15 protein-coding genes are annotated in these 18,741 nt (G+C 65.9%); 6 read left to right on the forward strand and 9 right to left on the reverse strand.

Going from position 1 to position 18,741, the window contains the following annotated elements; all coding sequences use genetic code 11:
* Nucleotides 1–14 precede the first annotated feature (14 nt).
* Nucleotides 15–2,372 (forward strand): GH92 family glycosyl hydrolase, encoded by a 2,358-nt coding sequence (locus ST3T6A_RS0113185; protein WP_202804590.1) that lies wholly within the window; start codon nucleotides 15–17, stop codon nucleotides 2,370–2,372.
* A gap of 72 nt (nucleotides 2,373–2,444) precedes the next feature.
* On the opposite strand, the gene ST3T6A_RS20170 is transcribed toward ST3T6A_RS0113185, so the two are convergent.
* Nucleotides 2,445–5,180: a TonB-dependent receptor plug domain-containing protein gene (locus tag ST3T6A_RS20170; protein ID WP_162140538.1), complete on the reverse strand. Its 2,736-nt coding sequence runs from the start codon at nucleotides 5,178–5,180 to the stop codon at nucleotides 2,445–2,447.
* Nucleotides 5,181–5,465: 285 nt separating this feature from the next.
* Between ST3T6A_RS20170 and ST3T6A_RS0113200 the strand changes: the two genes are divergently transcribed.
* Together ST3T6A_RS0113200 and ST3T6A_RS20175 are read left to right on the forward strand one after the other, a co-directional pair.
* Entirely contained in the window at nucleotides 5,466–5,744 is a 279-nt protein-coding gene (locus ST3T6A_RS0113200) for a hypothetical protein (protein WP_019833413.1), read from the forward strand.
* Between the two features lie 132 nt (nucleotides 5,745–5,876).
* The gene (locus ST3T6A_RS20175) at nucleotides 5,877–6,542 is read left to right on the forward strand and encodes an RBBP9/YdeN family alpha/beta hydrolase (RefSeq protein ID WP_019833414.1); all 666 of its coding nucleotides are present in this window, start codon (nucleotides 5,877–5,879) and stop codon (nucleotides 6,540–6,542) included.
* Nucleotides 6,543–6,863: 321 nt separating this feature from the next.
* On the opposite strand, the gene epsC is transcribed toward ST3T6A_RS20175, so the two are convergent.
* From epsC to ST3T6A_RS0113225, 3 genes are all read right to left on the reverse strand, one after another.
* Entirely contained in the window at nucleotides 6,864–7,844 is a 981-nt protein-coding gene (epsC, locus tag ST3T6A_RS0113215; protein WP_019833416.1) for a serine O-acetyltransferase EpsC, read from the reverse strand.
* 133 nt (nucleotides 7,845–7,977) lie between these two features.
* Nucleotides 7,978–8,928, reverse strand: coding sequence for a cation diffusion facilitator family transporter (locus ST3T6A_RS0113220; RefSeq protein ID WP_019833417.1), 951 nt, complete (start codon nucleotides 8,926–8,928; stop codon nucleotides 7,978–7,980).
* 160 nt (nucleotides 8,929–9,088) lie between these two features.
* Nucleotides 9,089–11,224: a hypothetical protein gene (locus ST3T6A_RS0113225; RefSeq protein ID WP_019833418.1), complete on the reverse strand. Its 2,136-nt coding sequence runs from the start codon at nucleotides 11,222–11,224 to the stop codon at nucleotides 9,089–9,091.
* A gap of 173 nt (nucleotides 11,225–11,397) precedes the next feature.
* On the opposite strand from ST3T6A_RS0113225, the gene ST3T6A_RS0113230 reads away from it, so the two are divergent.
* From ST3T6A_RS0113230 to ST3T6A_RS0113240, 3 genes are read left to right on the forward strand one after another with little or no spacing between them, the layout of a single operon-like run.
* Nucleotides 11,398–12,132 carry a copper homeostasis protein CutC gene (locus ST3T6A_RS0113230; RefSeq protein ID WP_019833419.1) on the forward strand — a complete coding sequence of 245 codons (735 nt, stop codon included), beginning with the start codon at nucleotides 11,398–11,400 and terminating at the stop codon, nucleotides 12,130–12,132.
* Between the two features lie 60 nt (nucleotides 12,133–12,192).
* The gene (locus ST3T6A_RS0113235) at nucleotides 12,193–13,485 is read left to right on the forward strand and encodes an MFS transporter (RefSeq protein WP_019833420.1); all 1,293 of its coding nucleotides are present in this window, start codon (nucleotides 12,193–12,195) and stop codon (nucleotides 13,483–13,485) included.
* Between the two features lie 19 nt (nucleotides 13,486–13,504).
* Complete coding sequence (locus ST3T6A_RS0113240; RefSeq protein ID WP_019833421.1) at nucleotides 13,505–14,248, forward strand: dienelactone hydrolase family protein; 744 nt, start codon at nucleotides 13,505–13,507, stop codon at nucleotides 14,246–14,248.
* Nucleotides 14,249–14,255: 7 nt separating this feature from the next.
* On the opposite strand, the gene ST3T6A_RS0113245 is transcribed toward ST3T6A_RS0113240, so the two are convergent.
* The 5 genes from ST3T6A_RS0113245 to ST3T6A_RS0113265 all read right to left on the reverse strand — a co-directional run bounded on the left by ST3T6A_RS0113245 (nucleotide 14,256) and on the right by ST3T6A_RS0113265 (nucleotide 18,729).
* A complete protein-coding gene (locus ST3T6A_RS0113245) occupies nucleotides 14,256–15,656 on the reverse strand; it encodes a sugar porter family MFS transporter (protein ID WP_019833422.1) in 1,401 nt (466 codons plus the stop codon).
* Between the two features lie 103 nt (nucleotides 15,657–15,759).
* Nucleotides 15,760–15,966: a hypothetical protein gene (locus ST3T6A_RS0113250; RefSeq protein WP_019833423.1), complete on the reverse strand. Its 207-nt coding sequence runs from the start codon at nucleotides 15,964–15,966 to the stop codon at nucleotides 15,760–15,762.
* 51 nt (nucleotides 15,967–16,017) lie between these two features.
* Nucleotides 16,018–16,422 (reverse strand): VOC family protein, encoded by a 405-nt coding sequence (locus ST3T6A_RS0113255; protein ID WP_019833424.1) that lies wholly within the window; start codon nucleotides 16,420–16,422, stop codon nucleotides 16,018–16,020.
* A complete protein-coding gene (locus ST3T6A_RS0113260) occupies nucleotides 16,419–16,883 on the reverse strand; it encodes a helix-turn-helix domain-containing protein (RefSeq protein ID WP_202804591.1) in 465 nt (154 codons plus the stop codon). Before ST3T6A_RS0113260 ends, ST3T6A_RS0113255 begins: the two co-directional genes overlap by 4 nt.
* 115 nt (nucleotides 16,884–16,998) lie before the next feature.
* Nucleotides 16,999–18,729: a glycoside hydrolase family 13 protein gene (locus ST3T6A_RS0113265; protein WP_026359697.1), complete on the reverse strand. Its 1,731-nt coding sequence runs from the start codon at nucleotides 18,727–18,729 to the stop codon at nucleotides 16,999–17,001.
* Nucleotides 18,730–18,741: the final 12 nt, after the last annotated feature.

Consider the following 18,741-nt stretch of genomic DNA (forward strand, 5'->3'; position numbering starts at 1 on the left):
AGTGAGGGCTTGCAATGAGCGCGATGAAGGCAAGGAGCATTCGCCGCTCCATGATGTGCGGGGCGGCGCTGGTGTTGGGCATGGCCGGCGGGATCGGCATGGCGCAGAAGCCCTCGGCCAGTCCGGTCGATCTGGCCAATCCGCTCGTCGGCACGGCGGCGCTCGACAAGCCGGAGCTGATCGGCAACGCGCCGCCGCCCGGCGAGCCGGTCTATACGGGCCAGACCTCGCCGGGCGCGCGCCTGCCGCATAGTTCGGTCGAGGTGGCGCCGGTCAACAACAACATCGCGCTCAGCTATCCGAACGGCGTCCCCACGCCCTACTATTACACCAACCCGACGATGATCGGCTTCACGGGTGGCGGCGGCGGCACCTATGGCGGCAACGCCGAGCCGATCATCATGCCGGTGGTGGGCGACTGGTCGGCGGCCCCGGCCTATAATCAGGCGTGGTACGACAAGGCGGGAGAAGTGGCCTCGCCGGGCTATTATTCGGTCACCCTCAACAGCCTCCAGACGAAGGTGGAGCTGACGGCGACGCGCTGGGCCAGCCTGATGCGCTTCACCTTCCCGGCGAGCGAGCGCGCAAACGTGCTGCTCAACCTGCTTGCCCATGGCGGGGACGTCGAGATCGTCGGCGATCATACCGTGCGCGGCAAGTCGAACGCAGGTGGCGCGAACGGGCGCGGCGGGGCGGACGGCAATTATTTCGTCGCCGAATTCTCCAGGCCCTTTGCCGAGATGGGCAGCTTCCGCAAGGCGCCGGGCGACGACAAGGGCTGGGGCATCGGCGACAAGGATGTCGAGCCCGGCCAGCGCAGCATCAGCGGGAGCTATGCGGGCAGCTATCTGGCCTTTCACACCACCGCCGGCGAGCAGGTGCTGGTGCGCATGGCGCATGGCAGCAGCTACGAGCAGGCCGAGCAGCGGCTCCGTGCCGAGCTGCCCGACTGGAACTTCGAGCGCGTCCACCAGCAGGCGCGCGCGACATGGGCGTCGCTGCTCGACCGCGTGCAGGTGACCGGCGGCACCGAGAAGCAGCGCCAGCTCTTCTATTCCACGCTGTTCCAATCCTTCGCCAGCCCGCGCCTGGAGGCCCGCAAGGGCGAGCCCTTCACCGATCACAAGGGCGAGACGAAGATCGCCAGTCACGATCGCTACAGCCCGGTGCCCTTCTGGGATACGGGCCGCAACCAGATCGTGCTGCTCGAACTGATGGAACCCGAGGTGGTGCAGGACATCATGGCCTCGGAGCTGGACATGGCCCGCGAGCGCGGCTTCATGAACACCTCTTTCCACGGCGACAATGCGGTGTTCCTCTATCTCGGCGCGTGGCGGCGGGGCATTCCGTTCGACTATGCGTCGGTATGGGAATATCTGCGCAAGAACGCCACCGATCCGGCCGGCCCGCGCGGCCATCTCGCCGAATATATGAAGCAGGGTTGGATTTCGGACTTCATCCCGAACAACAATCCGAGCCCGCCTTATGCCGGTGGCAATGCCGGGGCGGCGACCACGCTCGAATATGCGTGGGACGATCATGCGCTCGCCGAATATGCGAAGAAGCTGGGCAAGGCAGACGACGCCAAGGCCTTCCTTGCTCGCGCCCACAATTACCGCAACGTGTTCGACCCCTCGATCGGCTTCGTCCGTGGGCGGACCGAGGACGGCAAGTGGATCAACCCCTTCGATCCGCAGGAACCCTATTACAACTTCATGATGAAGGAGGCGTCGGGCTGGTCGACCTTGTGGCTGGTGCCGCATGACGTGCAGGGGCTGATGAACCTGCTCGGCGGGCGGGAGAAGTTCGACGCCAAGCTCGACCGGTTCTTCAGCACGCCTTACACCGCGAAAGGCATCTGCCGGGACTGCACCGGCCTGATCGGCCAATATGTGCAAGGCAACCAGCCCGACCAGCAGGCCGCCTACTATTACGCGTGGGGCGGCCAGCCGTGGAAGACGCAGGCTCTCACCCGGCGCATCCTCGACACCATGTATGGCAGCGACAAGAGCGGTTACGGCTATCCCGGCATGGACGACCAGGGCGCGACATCGTCCTGGTATGCTCTGAGCGCGATGGGCTTCTATCCGGTCGATCCGTCGAGCGACGCCTATGTTCTCGGCTCGCCGCTGTTCGACGATGTGAAGCTGCGCATGGGTAACGGCAAGACGCTGGAGATCGCTGCGCGTAACAACTCGACCACCAACATCTATATCCAGTCGGCGACGCTGAACGGCAAGCCGTGGACCAAACCCTGGTTCAGCCACGCCGACATCAAGGACGGCGCGAAGCTGGAACTGGTGATGGGGCCGCGCCCCAATCCCTCGTGGGGAAGCGCACCGGGCGACGCCCCGCCTTCCATGTCGAAGTGACGGGAGGAACGCCCGCTGCTTATGGAGCAGTGGGCGTTCCGGACGTGAACTACGGCCTCACAAGGCGCCCATTCACGAACTATGGCGTCCGAAGCGATAATTCGCCTGAATCCAGAGCTGGCGGCCATAGATGTCGTAATAGCCGATCGAATAGTAAGGCCAGCCGCCGCTCTTATCGACCGGATAGTTGTCCGCCACATTGTTGACGATCACGGACAGGGTCGCCTGCTTGGTGATGTCGTAGGATGCGCTCAGATTGACCACCGTATAAGGCGAGCGCTCGCCGCTATAGTCGTTCTTCGGCACGCGGCCGTAGCGCTCCGCATAAGCCGTCAGCGTCAGCGCTCCGCGCTGATAGGTCAGCGTCGCGTTAGCGCGATCCTTCCAGTCGGTCTGGTAGGCCGGATCGTTCAGATAATCGAACGCCGGATCGCCGGGGAACTGGGTGTAGCTGTGGCTCAGCACGCGGGTATATTGCCCGTTGAGCGTGAACTTGCCCACCTTCTCGATCGACCAGCGGACGTTCGCATTGACGTCGATGCCCTGCGTCCGCTCGCTCGCCGCGTTGATCGGGCTGTTGCGGATCAGCGTCACCTGATTGGGATTGACCGTGGCGCCCGCCGGATTGCGCGTCACGCGCGCCGTATAATCCTGACAGATCGAGGAGCCGGCATCGACCGGCGAGCCTGAAACCGACTGGCCGAGGCGGCAATCCGCCTCCTGCCGCAGAAGCTGGTCGACATCGAGCGACGTGACCTCATTCTTGATACGGATGCGATAATAATCGAACGAGATGTCGAAATGACGGTTGGGCGTCCACACGAAGCCCGCCGTCAGCGACTGGCCACGCTCGGGCTTGAGCTTCTTATTGCCGTTCTCGACATAGTTCATGTTGTAGAAGTCGGTGCAGCTCGAATAGGCCTGCCCGTCGAGACGGCACTGATAATAGTCCGTCTGGCTCGGATAATAGCCCTGCGTCTGCTGCTCGAAGACATAGTTCATGTCCGGCGCGCGGAAGCTCGACGACAGCGAGCCGCGAACCAGCAACGACCGCACAGGACGGAACTCGATGCCGCTGCCATAGGTGGCGGCCCCGATGTGGTTTCCGCCATATTCGTAGCGATCGTAGCGCCCGGCCCCGGTCACCGTCAGCGAACGCAGGACCGGCACGCGCACCTCGCCCGCGATCGCCTGCCGCTGGCGCTTGCCATAGCTCGGCAGCGACGCGGCCGTGTTCCAGTAGACCCCGTCATTGATCTGCGGATCGGGATCGTTGGAGAAGCTGTTGTCGCCCACCTCGATCGCGCCGGCCACTTCGAGCGGGCCGGCCGGCAGGTGCAGCAGCGTGCCGTTCACCGAGAGGCTGCCATCCTGCAATTCGGTCTTGGTCCGCGTGAGCGAGGCGCGGCTGAGCTGGCCGAACTGGCCCGGCGTCAGCGCGGTGAACAGGCGGGAGTCCGGCGCATCATAAGCGGCGAAGCCATCGACGCTGCCTTGCTGCGGGCCGAGATAGAAGGCGTCTATCCCGCTCAGCAGGCGCACGCGCGTCTGGTCGCTGCGATATTGGGAACGGTTGTAGGACAGGTCCCAATGCCAGCTGCTGCCGAGCCGGCCGCGCAGGCCGGTGGTGATGTTCCACGCCTGCTCGTCATAGCGGCTGGCCGTGCCCATGCGGCCGCCCGTCTCCTCCGACGTCAGCGTGTGGGACCAGCTTTCCAGCCGGTTGTTCGCGAGATTGTAGAAGGTGGACGACCAAGTCAGCGAGCGGACGACATTGGCGATGTCGCTCTGCGTGTAGAGACCGCCGGCATAGAAATCGATGTCGTCGGTCAGATGATAGGTGGCGTGGCCGTAGAAGCTCTGGGAGTCCTTCTTCGTCTGGATCGTGCGGCCGTTATAATAGGCATCGCTGCCGCAATAGCTGCCGCCGCGCGGGCTCGACACCTGGCGGACGGTGCCGCCCTGAAGGCCGGAGAGCACGTCGCAGGCGCCGGCGGGTGGATCGTAATAGGCGCGTGTCGAGGGATTGCTGATCGAGAACATCGACGACGGGATCTGCGGCAGATCGGGCGTTGAATAGCGCGAATAGGAACTGGCGATCTTGCGGTCGCCCCAGAAGATCGGATCGCGCGAGCTGATCTCGCCGCCCACCACGACATCGAGCCGGCCGATGCTGGTGCCGCCGATGAACTGGCCGCGGATATTCTGGCCGCCGCCCTGCTTGGTGTTGCCGACGCGCAAATTGACGTCGAGCCCGTCCATCTTCTCCTTGAGCTTGAGATTGACGACGCCCGCGATCGCATCCGAGCCATAGACCGCGCCCGCGCTGCCACTCAGCACCTCGAGCGAGTCCACGAAAGCGTTGGGGATGTTGGCGAGGTTCACCGCGTTGACCGCGCCGTCATAAGCGACCGGATAGTCGGCGATCCGACGTCCGTTGACCAGCACGAGGCTATGATTGGGCCCCAGGCCGCGCAGGTTCACGAAGTTGGCGGCGGGCGTGAAGGTGCTGCCGAAATCCTCACCCTGCACATAACCGGTGTTCTGCGGCAGCGCCGTCAATGCGTCGAACACACTGCGGAAGCCGCTCTTGTCGATCGCGTCGCCGGTCAGGATCGTGACCGGGGCAGCGCCCTCCGTTTGCCGCCGCGCGATGCGCGAGCCGGTGACGACAATCGATTCCGGCTGCGCGGCAGTGGTGGTCGAAGCGTCCGTCTGCCCGTCTGCGGCCTGCGCCTGCACCGCTGATGCCTGCATCAGGCCCAGCGTCGATGCCGTCAGGCAGAAAAGAAAACGGCGGGAAATCATGAGCAACGCCCCCTTGAACTGGTCTGGCGCCGCCATAACGAAGCCCGACGCAATTCCCTACTCTATAAGTAGACATTTTTCATTGGAGCCCCTCAAGGCGGGCTTCATCCTCCCCGCTCGATTGACCGTCGATCTCCGGGTTGAGGGCGAAACGCGCGAAATCCATTCCGCCGCATGCGACATAATTTCCATGCGCCCGGACGATATCCACAAGCGGCGAGCCGTGTTGCCAGCCGGGCTCGTTACACCCACATTCATTTTTCAGAACTGAACGGGAGACCCAGGATGAGCCTTTCCGTCCGCTTTGATCGAGACCTTCCCCTCTCTCACATCGACAATGGCGTCGTCTGGCTGAACGCCGCGGACGACAAGGGTGAACCCCTGTCGGTCACCCTCCCGCTCGCCGACTGGAGCTATCTGAGCAGCCGCCCCGCCAGCGCGCGCGAGGGTGGGGATGCGCATGAATTTGCGCTCAGCCAGATCGAAGGTTTCCTCCGTTCGATCGAACTGGACGCCGTGCCCAGCTCGAGGCTCGTGCGCGTCGTCATGACGGACCGGATCTGACCCGGCGCGTTGCTCGCATCCCAAGGACATTGCGCCGAAATGCCCGGAAGTCACGCCGACCGCTGATTGCGACTCAGGATGCTTCCGCCTTATTTTCGCCTTAATCCGGAAGGCTCCGCGGAGGGAACCGCCATGGTCGCGACGGCATGCCATACGCCGATCTGTCTTGCCGTTCCGGATCTGGGCGGCGTGACCCCGCGCCACTGGCTTGCCCTGTGGCAGCGCCGGTACGACCATTTCCATCGGATCGACATGGGCGCGTGGGATGCCCCCCTTCGCAACAGCGCGCTCAGCCATATCGACGAGAATGTTCGGCGGGCGAGCGCTCCCGTCATTCTCGTCGCCCATGGCCTCGGCGCGCTCGCGGTGGCCTGGTGGGCCGCATTGCTGGGCAAGCGGGCGGCACGGCGGATTCAGGGCGCGCTGCTCGTCGGGCCGGTCGATGCGGAGCGGGCCGATGCCGAGGAGTCCGTCCGGCGGTTCGGCCCCATCCCCACGGCCATGCTGCCCTTCCCCTCCATTGTCGTGGCGAGCGAGAACGACCCTTATGTCGATCTCGATCGGGCACGGGAGATCGCAGGCGAATGGACCAGCGATTTCGTCAATGCCGGCAGCGTTGGCCATTTCGGGACGGACGCGAAGCTCGGGCACTGGCCTCTCGGCGAACGGATGCTCGACATCCTCATAAGCGGCGGCCCCGGCCTTTCGCGCTATACCTATCGGCCCGAGCCTCCCATCCGCGCCAACCCGCGGCGCCGTACCGCGAAAAATCAGGGATTGCATCGCGTCGGGCTTTGAGCGGTTTAGCAGCCCGATAATCGGGACCATCTCACCTGTGAGATGCCGCCGCCTCGCACCAGAACTCGCCATCGCGTTCCGTCAGCGCGGCACGCAACGCCGAGGCAGCCTCCGTACAGCGCCGCCGATTGACGTCCGCAATCTTCGTGGTCGAGGATTGGAAGGTCGCCCATTCCGTACGGCTATTCTGGGCTCGGGAGCCCTGATAGAGCACATAGGACAAGGGATCTGCCCTGTTGCAGCTCGCCGACAGCAAGGCAGCGACGACGATATACACGATCCTTATCATCTGCGATCGACCTCCCGGCCCCATCTCGCGCGCTAGATTTGGGCCGCTTCGAGATTGATATGCCCCGCCGGCAATTGCGTTCCGGAAACGTGCTCCCGCTCCGCAAAGGCCTGGTGGATCACGCTGCCCGGCGGCACGTCTTCGGTGAGCCAGACATTGCCGCCGATGATCGCGCCACGACCGATCGTCACCCGGCCAAGGATGGTCGCGCCGGCATAGATGACCACGTCGTCCTCCACGATGGGGTGACGGGCGAGCCCCTTGGTCAACGCCCCCGAGGCGTCGGTCGGGAAGCTCCGGGCGCCGAGCGTGACCGCCTGATATATCCGCACCCGATCGCCGATGACCGCCGTCTCCCCGATCACCACGCCGCTGCCGTGATCGATGAAGAAGCTGGAGCCGATCTGCGCGCCGGGATGGATATCGATGGCCGTCCCGCTATGGGCGATCTCGGAGATGATCCGCGCAACCAGCGGCACCCCTAGTCCATACAGGCAATGGCTGAGCCGATGATGGATGATCGCCAGCACGCCGGGATAGCAGAGCAGCACCTCATCGACGCTGCGCGCGGCCGGATCGCCGCTGTAGGCAGCCTCCACGTCATGGTCGAGCACGCGCCGTAGCGATGGCAAGGCGGCCGCGAAACCGCTGATGATCCGTGCCGCCTCCTGCTCGATCTCCGTCACGGAGGCTCCCGGCCGGTCATAGCCCAGCTCCAGCCGGATCTGGCCGAGGAGCCCGGTGAGAGCGCTTTGAAGCGTCTCGACGACGAAGCCCTGTTCCGTCTCGCTGCGCACGAAGCCAGGCCCCAGCCGGAGCGGGAACAGCGCGCCGCAAAGCTGGGTGACGATCTGCTCCAGGCTCAGGCGCGACGGGAAGCCCGTCTCTTCACCCGCGCGATGATCGCGATGCGCCACACGCCAATCCTCCCGCGCAGCCTTCAGCTCGCGGGCCAGCGCTTCGACATCCCAGTATCGGCCTTCCGTTTGCGGGAACTGATCGTCGTCGGTCATCGTCCATTCCCTGTCCCTGTCGTGCGCTTGTACCCGATCTTTTCGAGGACGCCGCCACTCCCGAAATTGTGGCCGATATTAAAGAGCTTCAATGGGCAGAATGGTCTCTCGTGCCGTTTCCTGTAGCGCCGGGTCAGACGGAGGCTATGGACGGATCTCTCCCCGTTCCACGCGCCTGCGGACGTATGAACAGGCTCCTGATCTCGGGATAGAGCGATTGCACGCGTCGCTCGATGCCGGCAACGGCACGCTCGATCTGCCCGGTCCTGAGGTCATCGTCGAAATCGAGGCTGACCGTCGCGACCACCTGATCCGGCGCGAGATGGATGCTGAGCACCTCGTTGACGGTGCACACGCCGGGCTCCCTGCGCGCCATGTCGGCAATGGTGGCCGTGATCTCCGGCGCCGCACGCTCCCCGATGAGCAGCCCCTTGCATTCCTGCCCCAGCAGCAGGGCGACGATCGCCAGGACGAAGCCGATCAGGATCGATCCCATGCCGTCGAAACGGGGATCGCCCGTCCAGAGGGTCAGGCCGATAAAGATCGCGGCGATGGTGATGCCGATCAGCGCGGCGGTATCCTCGAACAGCACGGCGAAGGTCGACGGGTCCTTGCTCCGGCGGATGGCGCGCCACCGGCCGAGATTTCCGCGCGAGCGATCGAACTCGCGGAGCGCGACTAGCCACGAGCCCCCCTCGAACAGGAAGGACAGTCCGAGGACCAGGAAATTGACGAACGCGTGGCGAATGGGCTCGGGATGGCGGATGTGGAGGACGCCCTCGTAGATCGAGACCAGCGCGCCCCCCGCGAAGATCAGCAACGCGACGACGAAGCTCCAGAAATAGAGTTCGCGGCCATAGCCGAGGGGATGCTCCGCATCGGCAGGCCGGCGGGACCGTTTGAGGCCATAGAGCAGCAGCCACTGGTTCCCCGTATCGACCAGCGAGTGGATGCCCTCGGTCATCATGGCGGAACTGCCGGTGAAGAACGCCGCCACGAACTTCACGACCGCGATGGCGAGATTGCCGGTCAGCGCCGCGAAGATCACGAACCTGCCGCCTTCGATCCGCTTCGTCTCTGCCATGAAACCCGGCTCCTCGGCTTATCCGACGCACTCCATGCTGCCCCCGAACAGGCGGCAGGGAGATCGGCGTCTTCTCCCTCGAAGGTAAGTTCGATCGCGGTGCCTCGGTTCCGTCGCAAGCCTCGATGCCCACCGCCAAAGGACGGTGGGCCGAATGCCGTCAGCCCCCGATCCTGTTGGCGACATCGGGAGCATCATGGAGGCGGAAATAGAGCGCTCCGTTGTCCGCCGGTCGCGGCACGGACAGCGTGTCGGAGGCATAGCCCGCCGGCACGACTTGCGGATGCTCGAAACCGGGCGTCGCGGACAGGCTGTCGATCAGGAACAGGCCGCTTCCCGTGAGCGTGCAGCCATCCGCCGGTGCAGCGGCGCATTGAAGCTGGGTCAGCGTCGGCAAGCGCACCAATGTGCCGATGGGCAGCCAGTCGCTTTCCGCGCCATCACGCACGATGCGCGCCTTGAGCGACCCGAAGGCCGACGGGCCGAGCAACCGGCCGGGCTGGAAGGTGGCGATCAGGACATGATCGTCGACGAAAGTGAGGCCGTTCGAAACGGTGAGCCGCGCCCCCTCCCCTCCGGATGCGGCCGCGATCTCGATCGTCTCCTGGCCGGTCAGCCGGGCGTCCTTGTCGGTCCGCAGCGAGAAGGTGAAGGTGGCGTTGCCGGGGATCTCGCTGTCGTTGCCGAGCGTGATCGCGACCGGCCCGCTCGCCGGTCCGCGCTGCACATTATGCGCGATCATGCTCGCCGCGAGCCGTGTCGGCGTGCGCGGGGCGGCCAGCACCACCTTGTCCGGCGACGCCCCAGCCGGGCCTGCAATCTGCACCGCCAGCGCTCCCTTCCCGTCGCCTGCGGGAAGCGCGACGCCGATCCGATCCGGCCCTTGCTTCTTCCACGTCGTCCTGACCGGCGGCGCGTTGCCGGCCTGAAGCGTCACGCCGGTGACGCAGGCGGCCACACCGCCGACAAGCGTGGTCGTGCCCCCGGCCGAGGGAGGGCCGTCCGAACCCGGCCGCCACTGGCCGGTTTGCATGGCCTGCAAACGCACCGTCGGGCCGTCGAACGGCTGGAAGCCCCACACACCATGGATACGTCCTTCCAGCGGACCGGACACATCTGCCGGCAGCTTGCCCGCCATCGCGATGCGCAACCCGCCCTGCTCCACGTCGGGTGTCGCCGGCAGATCGACCTCGCGGCCATCGCGCAGCTTCACGCGCAGGCTGAGATCATGGGCATAATGCGTCGAATAGATCAGCGGCGCACCGCTCATCGGCAGCAGCGGCTCGGCCGACTGGATGCAGAGCGAGGGAGAAGCCTCCGGCACCTGAAGCGGCGGCACATGCACCGGCGCCACCACCGGCAGAGGGGCCACCAGCACCGACTTCGGGTTGTGGAAGGACGGCGGCGCGTTCAGCAGCAGCCGCATCTGATCCCCGTCCATCGTCGCGAGCGCGGGGATATATTGATATTTCGCCGTGTGGATCGAGCTGAAGATGCCGATGATATCGCGGATCGCCGCGATATAGGGGCTGTAATAGCCAAGCCCGCCCTGCGGCGTGGCGCTGAGCTGAAGCGCCAGATCCGCCCCCGGCCCGGCCACCGCCTCGGTGATCGCATTGCTGTGCCCGTCGTTCAGCACCAGCGTCTCCTGGTTCTGGAGCAGGCAGGCGGATTGCAGCGACGGTATCTTGGTCAGGCAGTCTTCATTGACCTTCACCTGAAGGCTGCGCGCCAACAGCGGCGTGATCCGCTGGAGCCGATCCGGGTCATCGGGCACGACCTTGCGGACCTCGCCGAGATAGGTATCGAGCCGCCCATGGTCGAGCGAGGCCTGCGCCAGATCCTGCGCCGCGCGTACGAAGGCACCCGGCCGGCCCTGCACGGAATTGCGCAGCGTCGAGAAGTCGCCGCCGGTTTCGGGCGCCAGGAACAGCACGACCTGCTGCGCGCCGTCCGGCACGGTGAGCGAAAGACCGGCCTTCGCCTTCTTGTTCTTCCTCCATGTTTCGGACTGGTAGAACCACTTGTCCGGCGGCGGATTGGTCGATCCGCGCAGGAAAGCGGCGATCAACAGATAATGCGCCGACTGATCCTCCGGCAGGTCGGCGCGGATATCGAGCCGGTCGCCCGCCGAAAGCTGCGGCACCTGCGCGATGGGCAGGCTCTTTCCCTGATGCGTGACGGTGACGCGAAGCGTCGGCCCCGTCAGATCGAACGGAGCCGGATCGGCGGCGACGGCGCGGCTACCCAGCAGGCCGGCGAGAAGGGAGGCGGACAGAAGAAGGCGACGATGCATGGGCGGGCTCATACACTGGAAAGGGTCTCGGTTGTGCCCCCTGCCTGCCAGCGTCCGGCAAGATACAGAATGAACGGGGACAGATGTTCGGGATAGAGACCCTTCAGCCCGGCAGCGGTTCCCAACGGAATGTCGCGCTTGGCATCGCCGCAAAGCGCCCTAGGGTGCGGCGGATGGGCATTCTCCTCGAAATCTGCGTCGATGATCCGGCGGGCATCCGTGAAGCCGTCGCCGGCGGGGCCGATCGGCTCGAACTTTGCTCGGCGCTCGAACTCGGCGGGCTTACCCCATCGGCTGCCCTGATCGAGCAGGCGGTCGCCTCCGGATTGCCGGTCCACCCGATGATCCGCCTGCGTGCCGGCGGCTATGTTCTGGAAGACGGCGACGTGCCGGTGATGATCGACGAGATCCGCCTTGCGCTCGCGCGGGGGGCTGCCGGCGTGGTGGTGGGGGCGCTGCTGCCCGATGGCCGGCTTGATCGCGAGGCGATGGCCCGCTTCCGGGATGCCGCCCGCGACGCGACGATCGTGCTGCACCGGGCGATCGATCTCTCCATCGATCCGGTGGCGGCCGTGGAGGAGGCCCGCACCCTCGGCTATGACAAGGTACTGAGTTCGGGAGGAGCGACGAGCGCCCCCGAGGGGGCCGCCACGCTGGCGCGCATGGTCGAAGTCGCAGGGAAGCATCTGTCGATCATGGCCGGGGCGGGTGTGCGTCCCGACAATGCCGCGGCACTCGTCGCGGCCACGGGCGTGCGCGAGGTGCACGGATCGGCCAGCCGGATCGGCCCTCCGCCTGACGGGAAGACGATACGCCTCGGCTTTGCCCACGGTCCGCGCCGGATCACCGATCGCCGGATCGTGGCGGGAATAGCCGGCGCGATCCGGCAGGCAGAAACGAGAGCATAACCCGGATCGGAGCCACCCCGCGGGGCCGTGATCCGGCTGGATGATGCAAGAGTGAGGAATATGCGAGAGGCAAGGCAGACGACGCGAATCCTGCTGGCGAGCCTGGTCGGCACGTCGGTCGAGTTCTACGATTTCTACATCTACGCCACGGCGACCAGCCTCGTGTTCGGGCCGCTCTTCTTTCCGGCCGGCTCCGCGTCCGCGCAGCTCCTCTCATCCTATGCGAGCTTCGGCCTCGCCTTCCTCGCCCGTCCGCTGGGCGGCGCGCTGTTCGGCCATTTCGGCGATCGGATCGGCCGCAAGTCGACGCTGGTCGCCTCGCTGCTGCTGATGGGCATCTCCACCGCGGCCATCGCCTTCCTGCCGACCTACGCGATGGTCGGGTGGCTGGCGCCCGCCCTGCTCTGCCTGCTGCGGTTCGGACAGGGCATCGGCCTCGGTGGCGAATGGAGCGGCGCGGCACTGCTGGCGGTGGAGAACGCGCCACCGGGATGGCGCGCGCGGTACGGCATGATGCCGCAGCTCGGCGCGCCGGTCGGCTTCCTCGCGGCCAATGGCTTCTTCCTGTTGCTGGGGCTTGGCCTCAGCCCGGATCAGTTCCGTGACTGGGGCTGGCGCATCCCCTTCCTGGCGAGCGCATTGCTGGTCGGCCTCGGCCTGTGGGTACGGCTCAAGCTGACCGAAACCGCCGCCTTCGCCGCGGCGATCGAAGAGGAGGCCCCGCCCCGCGTGCCGATCGTGGAAGTGCTGCGGAGCCATTTCGGGCCGGTGGTGGCCGCCACACTGGGCGTCGTCGCCTGCTTCGCGCTCTATTACATCGCGACCGCCTTCACGCTCGGCTACGGCACCACCCAGCTCGGCTATCCGCGCCAGTCCTTCCTGGAGGCACAGCTCGGCGCGATCCTGTTCATGGCGGCGGGCATCCTCCTCGCCGGCTGGCTGTCGGATCGCCTGCTGGACCCACGGCGCGTGCTGATCTGGGGCTGCCTCGGGACGATCGCTGCCGGCGCGCTGCTGGCGCCCCTCGTCGGCAGCGGGCAGATCAGCGGCGTCTTCCTGTTCCTGGCGCTGGCGCTGCTTACCATGGGCTTCGTATACGGGCCGCTCGGCGCATGGCTGCCGGGCCTGTTCCCGCCGCAGGTCCGCTATACGAGCACCTCGCTCGCCTTCAACGTCGGTGGCATCATCGGCGGGGGGCTGACACCAGCCATCGCGCAGATGCTCGCCGAGCATGGCGGGCTGACGTCCGTCGGCGTGTATCTGGCCGGCGCGGCGGTGCTCAGCCTGATCGGGCTGCTGCTGGCCGGCCGCTTCGCTATCTCGGGCGAGGCCCTGGCCCGGCCCGGCCTCTGAACATTCGAAAGGGAACAGGATGATTATCCGGTCGGACGAGACGGTGGACCTGCCGACATCGGGCGGCGGCTCGATGCGGATGCATCTGTTCCGGCCGGCCGTTCCGGGGCGCTATCCGGGTGTCCTGTTCTTCTCGGAAATCTATCAGGTGACGGATCCAATCCGCCGCCTCGCCGCGATGATCGCGGGACAGGGCTATGTCGTAGGCGTCCCCGAGGTCTATCACGAATATGAGCCTGCCGGCACGGTGCTGCACTACGATCAGGCCGGGACCGATCGGGGCAATTTCCTGAAATTCCACAAGCCGTTCGCCGCCTATGACGAGGACGCCCGGATCGGGCTCGACTATCTCGCCGGGCATGAGGCCTGCACGGGCAAGCTCGCGACGATGGGCGTCTGCCTCGGCGGGCACCTCGCCTATCGCGCGGCGCTCAACCCGATCGTATCGGCGGCGGCCTGCTTCTACGCGACGGACATCCATTCCGGGACGCTCGGCGCCGGCAAGTCCGACGACAGCCTCGCCCGCATGGACGAGCTGAAGGCCGAGACGATGTTCGTCTGGGGCCGACAGGACCCGCACGTCCCCTTCGAAGGGCGGCTCGCGATCCGGGCGCGGCTGGAGGAGGTCGGCGCGCGCTACGAATGGCATGAGGTGAACGCCGCCCACGCCTTCCTGCGCGACGAGGGGCCGCGTTATGATCCGGCGCTCTTCCTCCAGGCGGTCGACTGGACGCTCCGCCTGTTCCACCGCACTCTCTGCTGAGGAAGCCTTAGAGGAGAGACGCCGTGGCCGGCTGGCGCGCCGGCTCCCCTTCGAGCTGCTCTTCCATCCCCTCCAGCGAGATGCCCTTCGTCTCCGGGAAATAGACCCACACGATCGCGAACTGCACGACCATCATCACCGCGAAGAAATAGAAGGGCAGGCTGGCGGACATCGCCGCCACAGTGGGGAAGACGGCCGCGATCATCGCGTTCAGCCCCCAATGGGTCGAGGCGCCGACCGCGCTGCCGCGCCCGCGCACCGGCGTCGGAAAGACCTCGCTGATATAGACCCAGATCACCGCCCCGGTGCTGGGGGCGAAGAAGGCTATGAACCCGATCAGCGCATAGAGGACCATCGGCTTCGGCAGCACGCCGCCCATCGCCGCCCCCGCCACGGCGAGGCAGACAGCCATGCCGGCGGAACCGATCAGGAGAAGCGTCGTCCGCCCCAGCCTGTCGATCAGCAACATGCCGACGCAGGTGAACACCGCGTTGACCAGGCCGATGATGACGGCCTGCATGTCCGCCGAGAAAGCGCCGCCCGACACCGCGAAGATGTCGTTCAGATAATAGAGCAGCGCGTTGATCCCCGAGAGCTGGTTGAACGCCGCGATCGCGACCGCCAGCAGGATGGGCTTCCGGTGCCGGGTCCAGGACAGCCTTTCGCTCGCTCCCGTCTTCGCCAGGCCTCGCCGGAATGCATCGATGGCGGCATCGGCCTGATCGCCCTCCATGCCGATACGGGCGAGCGAGCGGCGGGCTTCGTCCTCCCGGCCTTTCCCGACCAGCCAGCGCGGACTGTTCGGAATACGGATCAGGAGCAGCATGAAGACCAGTGCCGGCACCGCGGCCACGCCGAACTTCCACCGCCATTCGGTCGCGCCCAGCCCGAACGAGCCGATGATCGCATTGGATACATAGGCCAGCAGGATGCCGAGGATGATGTTGAACTGGAATGTCGCGACCAGTGCCCCACGCTTCGACGGCGGCGCGATTTCCGAGATATAGACCGGCGCCAGCACCGAGGAGCCTCCGACCGCAAGGCCGGCAAAGACGCGGAACAGGACGAGCGAGCCCCAGCTCCACGCGAAGGCACAGCCGAAACCGGCAATGACGTAGAAAATGGCGAGCACCCGCAGCGTATCGCGGCTGCCGAAACGATCACCGGGAACGCCGGCGAACAACGCTCCGATCAACGTGCCCCAGAGCGCGGAGGATACGGTGACGCCCAGCCACGTCGGGTCGAGATCATATTGCTTCGACAAGGCATGGGTCGTGCCGGAGATCACGGCGGTGTCGAACCCGAACAGAAGCCCGGCCAGCGCGGCGGTGGCAATGCAGGCCAGCAAGCCGGGATGGAGCAGCGACGGCTCCGCGCCCGCCCCCGATCGGAATGCCGCCTGACTCATGACACCGCCTCCTCCACTGGTCGTCGCGCTCGGGCGCAACTTGTTGGAGACGTGGCGTAAGGCACGAGCGGACCATGCTCAAGGACGTCGGCACGTCTGTCGATCACGACCGCTCCGTCGTCCGGACATAAGGCAGGAAGAACATGTACAACCCACTGGCCAGCAGCAGCGCCAGCGGTGCCAGCGGCGCATAGACAATGGGCGGCGGTGGCGGGCCGAAGGGCATCATCAGGAAGTTCGCAAGGACAGTCAGGGTCAGGATGATGCCCAGCCAGCGATGGCTCTGGCGGACCCAGCTTCGCAAGATCATAGCAGCCTCCCCTCAGGAGCAGGCAGGATGGAATGAAGCACATGGGGTGCCTCAGCGGGCCTGGATCAGCTTCCAGCCATTGCCCGACGGATCGCGGAAGCTCGCGTCGACCGAGCCATACCGCGCGATCGGCTCCTGCGTGAACTCGACGCCGCGCCCCCGCATCGCCTCATAGGTGGCGTGGCAATCCTCGACGACCAGCACCAGCGGCGGCATCGCTCCCTTGGCGACCGCCTCCAGCAGCCCCCGCGCGGTCTCCTCATCGACCGTCGGCGCCTGCGGCCGGAACAGGCCAAGCTGGAAGTCCGGCTGATCGGGATGCTGCACTGTCAACCAGCGATAATCCCCGTTGCGCGCGTCGGTATGGACGCGAAATCCGAGCCTCTCGACATAGAACTGAAGCGCCTCGTCCTGATCGTGGACGTACAGGCCGGCGACTTGGACACCTTGCGTCATAAGACCTCCGTTTCGATGGCCCCGGTCCTATCGCCGCTCTCCCGCCGCCGCTTCTCCGAAACTGCCATTGTGAGATCGGGCCGTTGCGCCGCGCTGACGAAGCAGTGCGGCACCTGCTCCAGATCATGCGCCGCAGCCTGCATCCGCCGCCGCCATTCGCCCGGACTCTCGCCGGTCACGTCACGAAAAGTGCGGCCGAAGGTCCCCAGGCTGTTCCAGCCTGTCTGGAAGGCGATCTCCGTGACCGGCAGATCGGTATCGCGCAGCAGGGCCGTGGCACGCTCGACGCGGCGGGTCAGCAGATAGCGATGCGGCGGGACACCGAAGGCATCCCGGAACGAGCGCGCGAAATGCGCCTCCGAGGCGCCGCTGACGCGGGCCAGCCGCGACACCGGCCATTCCTCCTGCGGGGCGGCATCCATCCGGTCCTTCGCGCGCAACAGGCGGCGGAGCAGCTTCAAGTCCCGGTCGGCGGACGCTGTGGCGATCTTGGACGTCACGGTTCCCGATCAAGCTGGTGGATCGTCGGCCTGTGATGCCCAGTCCACCCACCGTTCGCAATGGTCCGCGCCTGTCCTATTCGATTTCGGCCACGAACACGCCCAGAGGATCGAGGTGAACCCCATCCGTGGACGGAAGAGCACGGTTGCTGGCGATGACATGATCGATCTTCGCCGCGCTGACGCCGGATAGGGCGATCTCGGCCGGCTTGTCGTCGAAATTGAGCAGTACCAGCACCTTACGACCTCCACCGCTGCGCTGGAAAGCAAGCACCTGCGGGTCGTTTGGCGCGACCTGCACATAATCGCCCGACAGCGCCGGATTGGTCCGGCGGGCGGCGATCAGCGTACGGTACAGCGACAGCACCGAATGGGGATCGTCCATCTGGACGGCGACATTGCGCGTCGCATAATCGGGGCCGACCGGCAGCCACGGCTTCGCCCCGCCGTTGAAGCCGGCGTTGACGCTCGCATCCCAGTGCATCGGCGAGCGCTCGCCGTCGCGGCCTTTCTCCAGCGGCCAGCCCTTCTTGCCGATGACGTCCTGCACATCCTCGACGCGGGTGGGATCGTTGTTCACCATGCCCAGTTCCTCCCCGTAATAGAGGATGGGCGTGCCCCGCAGCGTCAGCAGCAGGGCGCCGGTGAGCTTGGCCATGTCGTCGGTGGACGCGCCCGGCGGCAGCGGCAGGCGACCGGCCACGCGACGATTGTCGTGGTTGGAGAGGGCGAAACAGGGCCAGCCGCCCACCGGATTGCTCTCGACCGCCTGAATCCGCGCGCGCAGATCCGGCGCGGTCAGCGTCTTCAGCGTCATCAGGTTGAGGAACATGGGCAACTGAAGTTCGTCGTTCTTCGGCCCGTAGTAGCGGACCAGATCGGCGGCATTGTCCGTCCACGTCTCGCCGATCAGCACGCGGCCCGGATAGCGATCGATCACCTCGCGGCGCAGCTTCTGAAGCTCGGTATGGACTTCGGGCTGGTTGTCGTTGTTGGGGCGGCTTTGGTTGGGCATCCCGAAGGCGTCGGTGCCGCTGGTGATCGGATTGTCCTTGAGATCCGGCCGCTCGAACATCGCGTCCACCGCATCGAGGCGATAGCCGTACACGCCGCGCTTCAGCCACCACGCGGCCGCATCGAACATCGCCTGCTCGACCTTGGGGTTGCGCCAGTTGAGATCGGGCTGCTGCGGGTAGAAATAATGATAATAGGACTGGCCGGTCTTCGCATCGGCCGTCCAGGCGGAGCCGCCGAAGATCGACGTCCAGTTGTTGGGCGGGCTGCCGTCCGCCTTGGCGTCGCGCCAGATATAGAAATCGCGATAGGGGTTGGTACGGCTGCTGCGCGACTGGACGAACCAGGGGTGCGTATCCGACGTGTGGTTCACCACGAAATCAAGGATCAGCTTGACGCCACGGGTCTTGCCGTCGGCGATCAGGTGATCGACGTCGGCGACCGTGCCGAACTGCGGATCGACGCCGTTATAATCCGCGACGTCATAGCCGAAGTCCGCCTGCGGGCTCGGGAACATCGGCGTCATCCAGACCGCGTCGATGCCGAGTGCCTGGATATAATCCATGTGGCGATCGATGCCGGCGATGTCGCCGATGCCGTCATTGTTGCTGTCCGCGAAGCTGCGCGGATAGACCTCGTAGACGACGGCATGTTTCCACCAGTCGAGTTGATCCACGGCGGGGTTGGACGGCATCGCGGGAGGCGTCGCCGCCACGGCCGGCGCGGCGCCCGCCAGCAAGACTGCGGAAGCCGTCGCCATCCAGCGCTGGCGAACCCGACGAGACCTGAACATTCCATCCACTCC

The sequence above is a fragment of the Sphingomonas sp. PR090111-T3T-6A genome, from assembly GCF_000383095.1.
Lineage (GTDB): Bacteria > Pseudomonadota > Alphaproteobacteria > Sphingomonadales > Sphingomonadaceae > Solisphingomonas.

Excerpts from the sequence above, each read along its gene's own strand:
- ST3T6A_RS0113185 (WP_202804590.1), top strand. The coding sequence starts at position 15 with ATGAGCGCGATGAAGGCAAGGAGCATTCGCCGCTCCATGATGTGCGGG.
- ST3T6A_RS20170 (WP_162140538.1), bottom strand. The coding sequence starts at position 5,180 with ATGATTTCCCGCCGTTTTCTTTTCTGCCTGACGGCATCGACGCTGGGC.
- ST3T6A_RS0113200 (WP_019833413.1), top strand. The coding sequence starts at position 5,466 with ATGAGCCTTTCCGTCCGCTTTGATCGAGACCTTCCCCTCTCTCACATC.
- ST3T6A_RS20175 (WP_019833414.1), top strand. The coding sequence starts at position 5,877 with ATGGTCGCGACGGCATGCCATACGCCGATCTGTCTTGCCGTTCCGGAT.
- epsC (WP_019833416.1), bottom strand. The coding sequence starts at position 7,844 with ATGACCGACGACGATCAGTTCCCGCAAACGGAAGGCCGATACTGGGAT.
- ST3T6A_RS0113220 (WP_019833417.1), bottom strand. The coding sequence starts at position 8,928 with ATGGCAGAGACGAAGCGGATCGAAGGCGGCAGGTTCGTGATCTTCGCG.
- ST3T6A_RS0113225 (WP_019833418.1), bottom strand. The coding sequence starts at position 11,224 with ATGCATCGTCGCCTTCTTCTGTCCGCCTCCCTTCTCGCCGGCCTGCTG.
- ST3T6A_RS0113230 (WP_019833419.1), top strand. The coding sequence starts at position 11,398 with ATGGGCATTCTCCTCGAAATCTGCGTCGATGATCCGGCGGGCATCCGT.
- ST3T6A_RS0113235 (WP_019833420.1), top strand. The coding sequence starts at position 12,193 with ATGCGAGAGGCAAGGCAGACGACGCGAATCCTGCTGGCGAGCCTGGTC.
- ST3T6A_RS0113240 (WP_019833421.1), top strand. The coding sequence starts at position 13,505 with ATGATTATCCGGTCGGACGAGACGGTGGACCTGCCGACATCGGGCGGC.
- ST3T6A_RS0113245 (WP_019833422.1), bottom strand. The coding sequence starts at position 15,656 with ATGAGTCAGGCGGCATTCCGATCGGGGGCGGGCGCGGAGCCGTCGCTG.
- ST3T6A_RS0113250 (WP_019833423.1), bottom strand. The coding sequence starts at position 15,966 with ATGATCTTGCGAAGCTGGGTCCGCCAGAGCCATCGCTGGCTGGGCATC.
- ST3T6A_RS0113255 (WP_019833424.1), bottom strand. The coding sequence starts at position 16,422 with ATGACGCAAGGTGTCCAAGTCGCCGGCCTGTACGTCCACGATCAGGAC.
- ST3T6A_RS0113265 (WP_026359697.1), bottom strand. The coding sequence starts at position 18,729 with ATGTTCAGGTCTCGTCGGGTTCGCCAGCGCTGGATGGCGACGGCTTCC.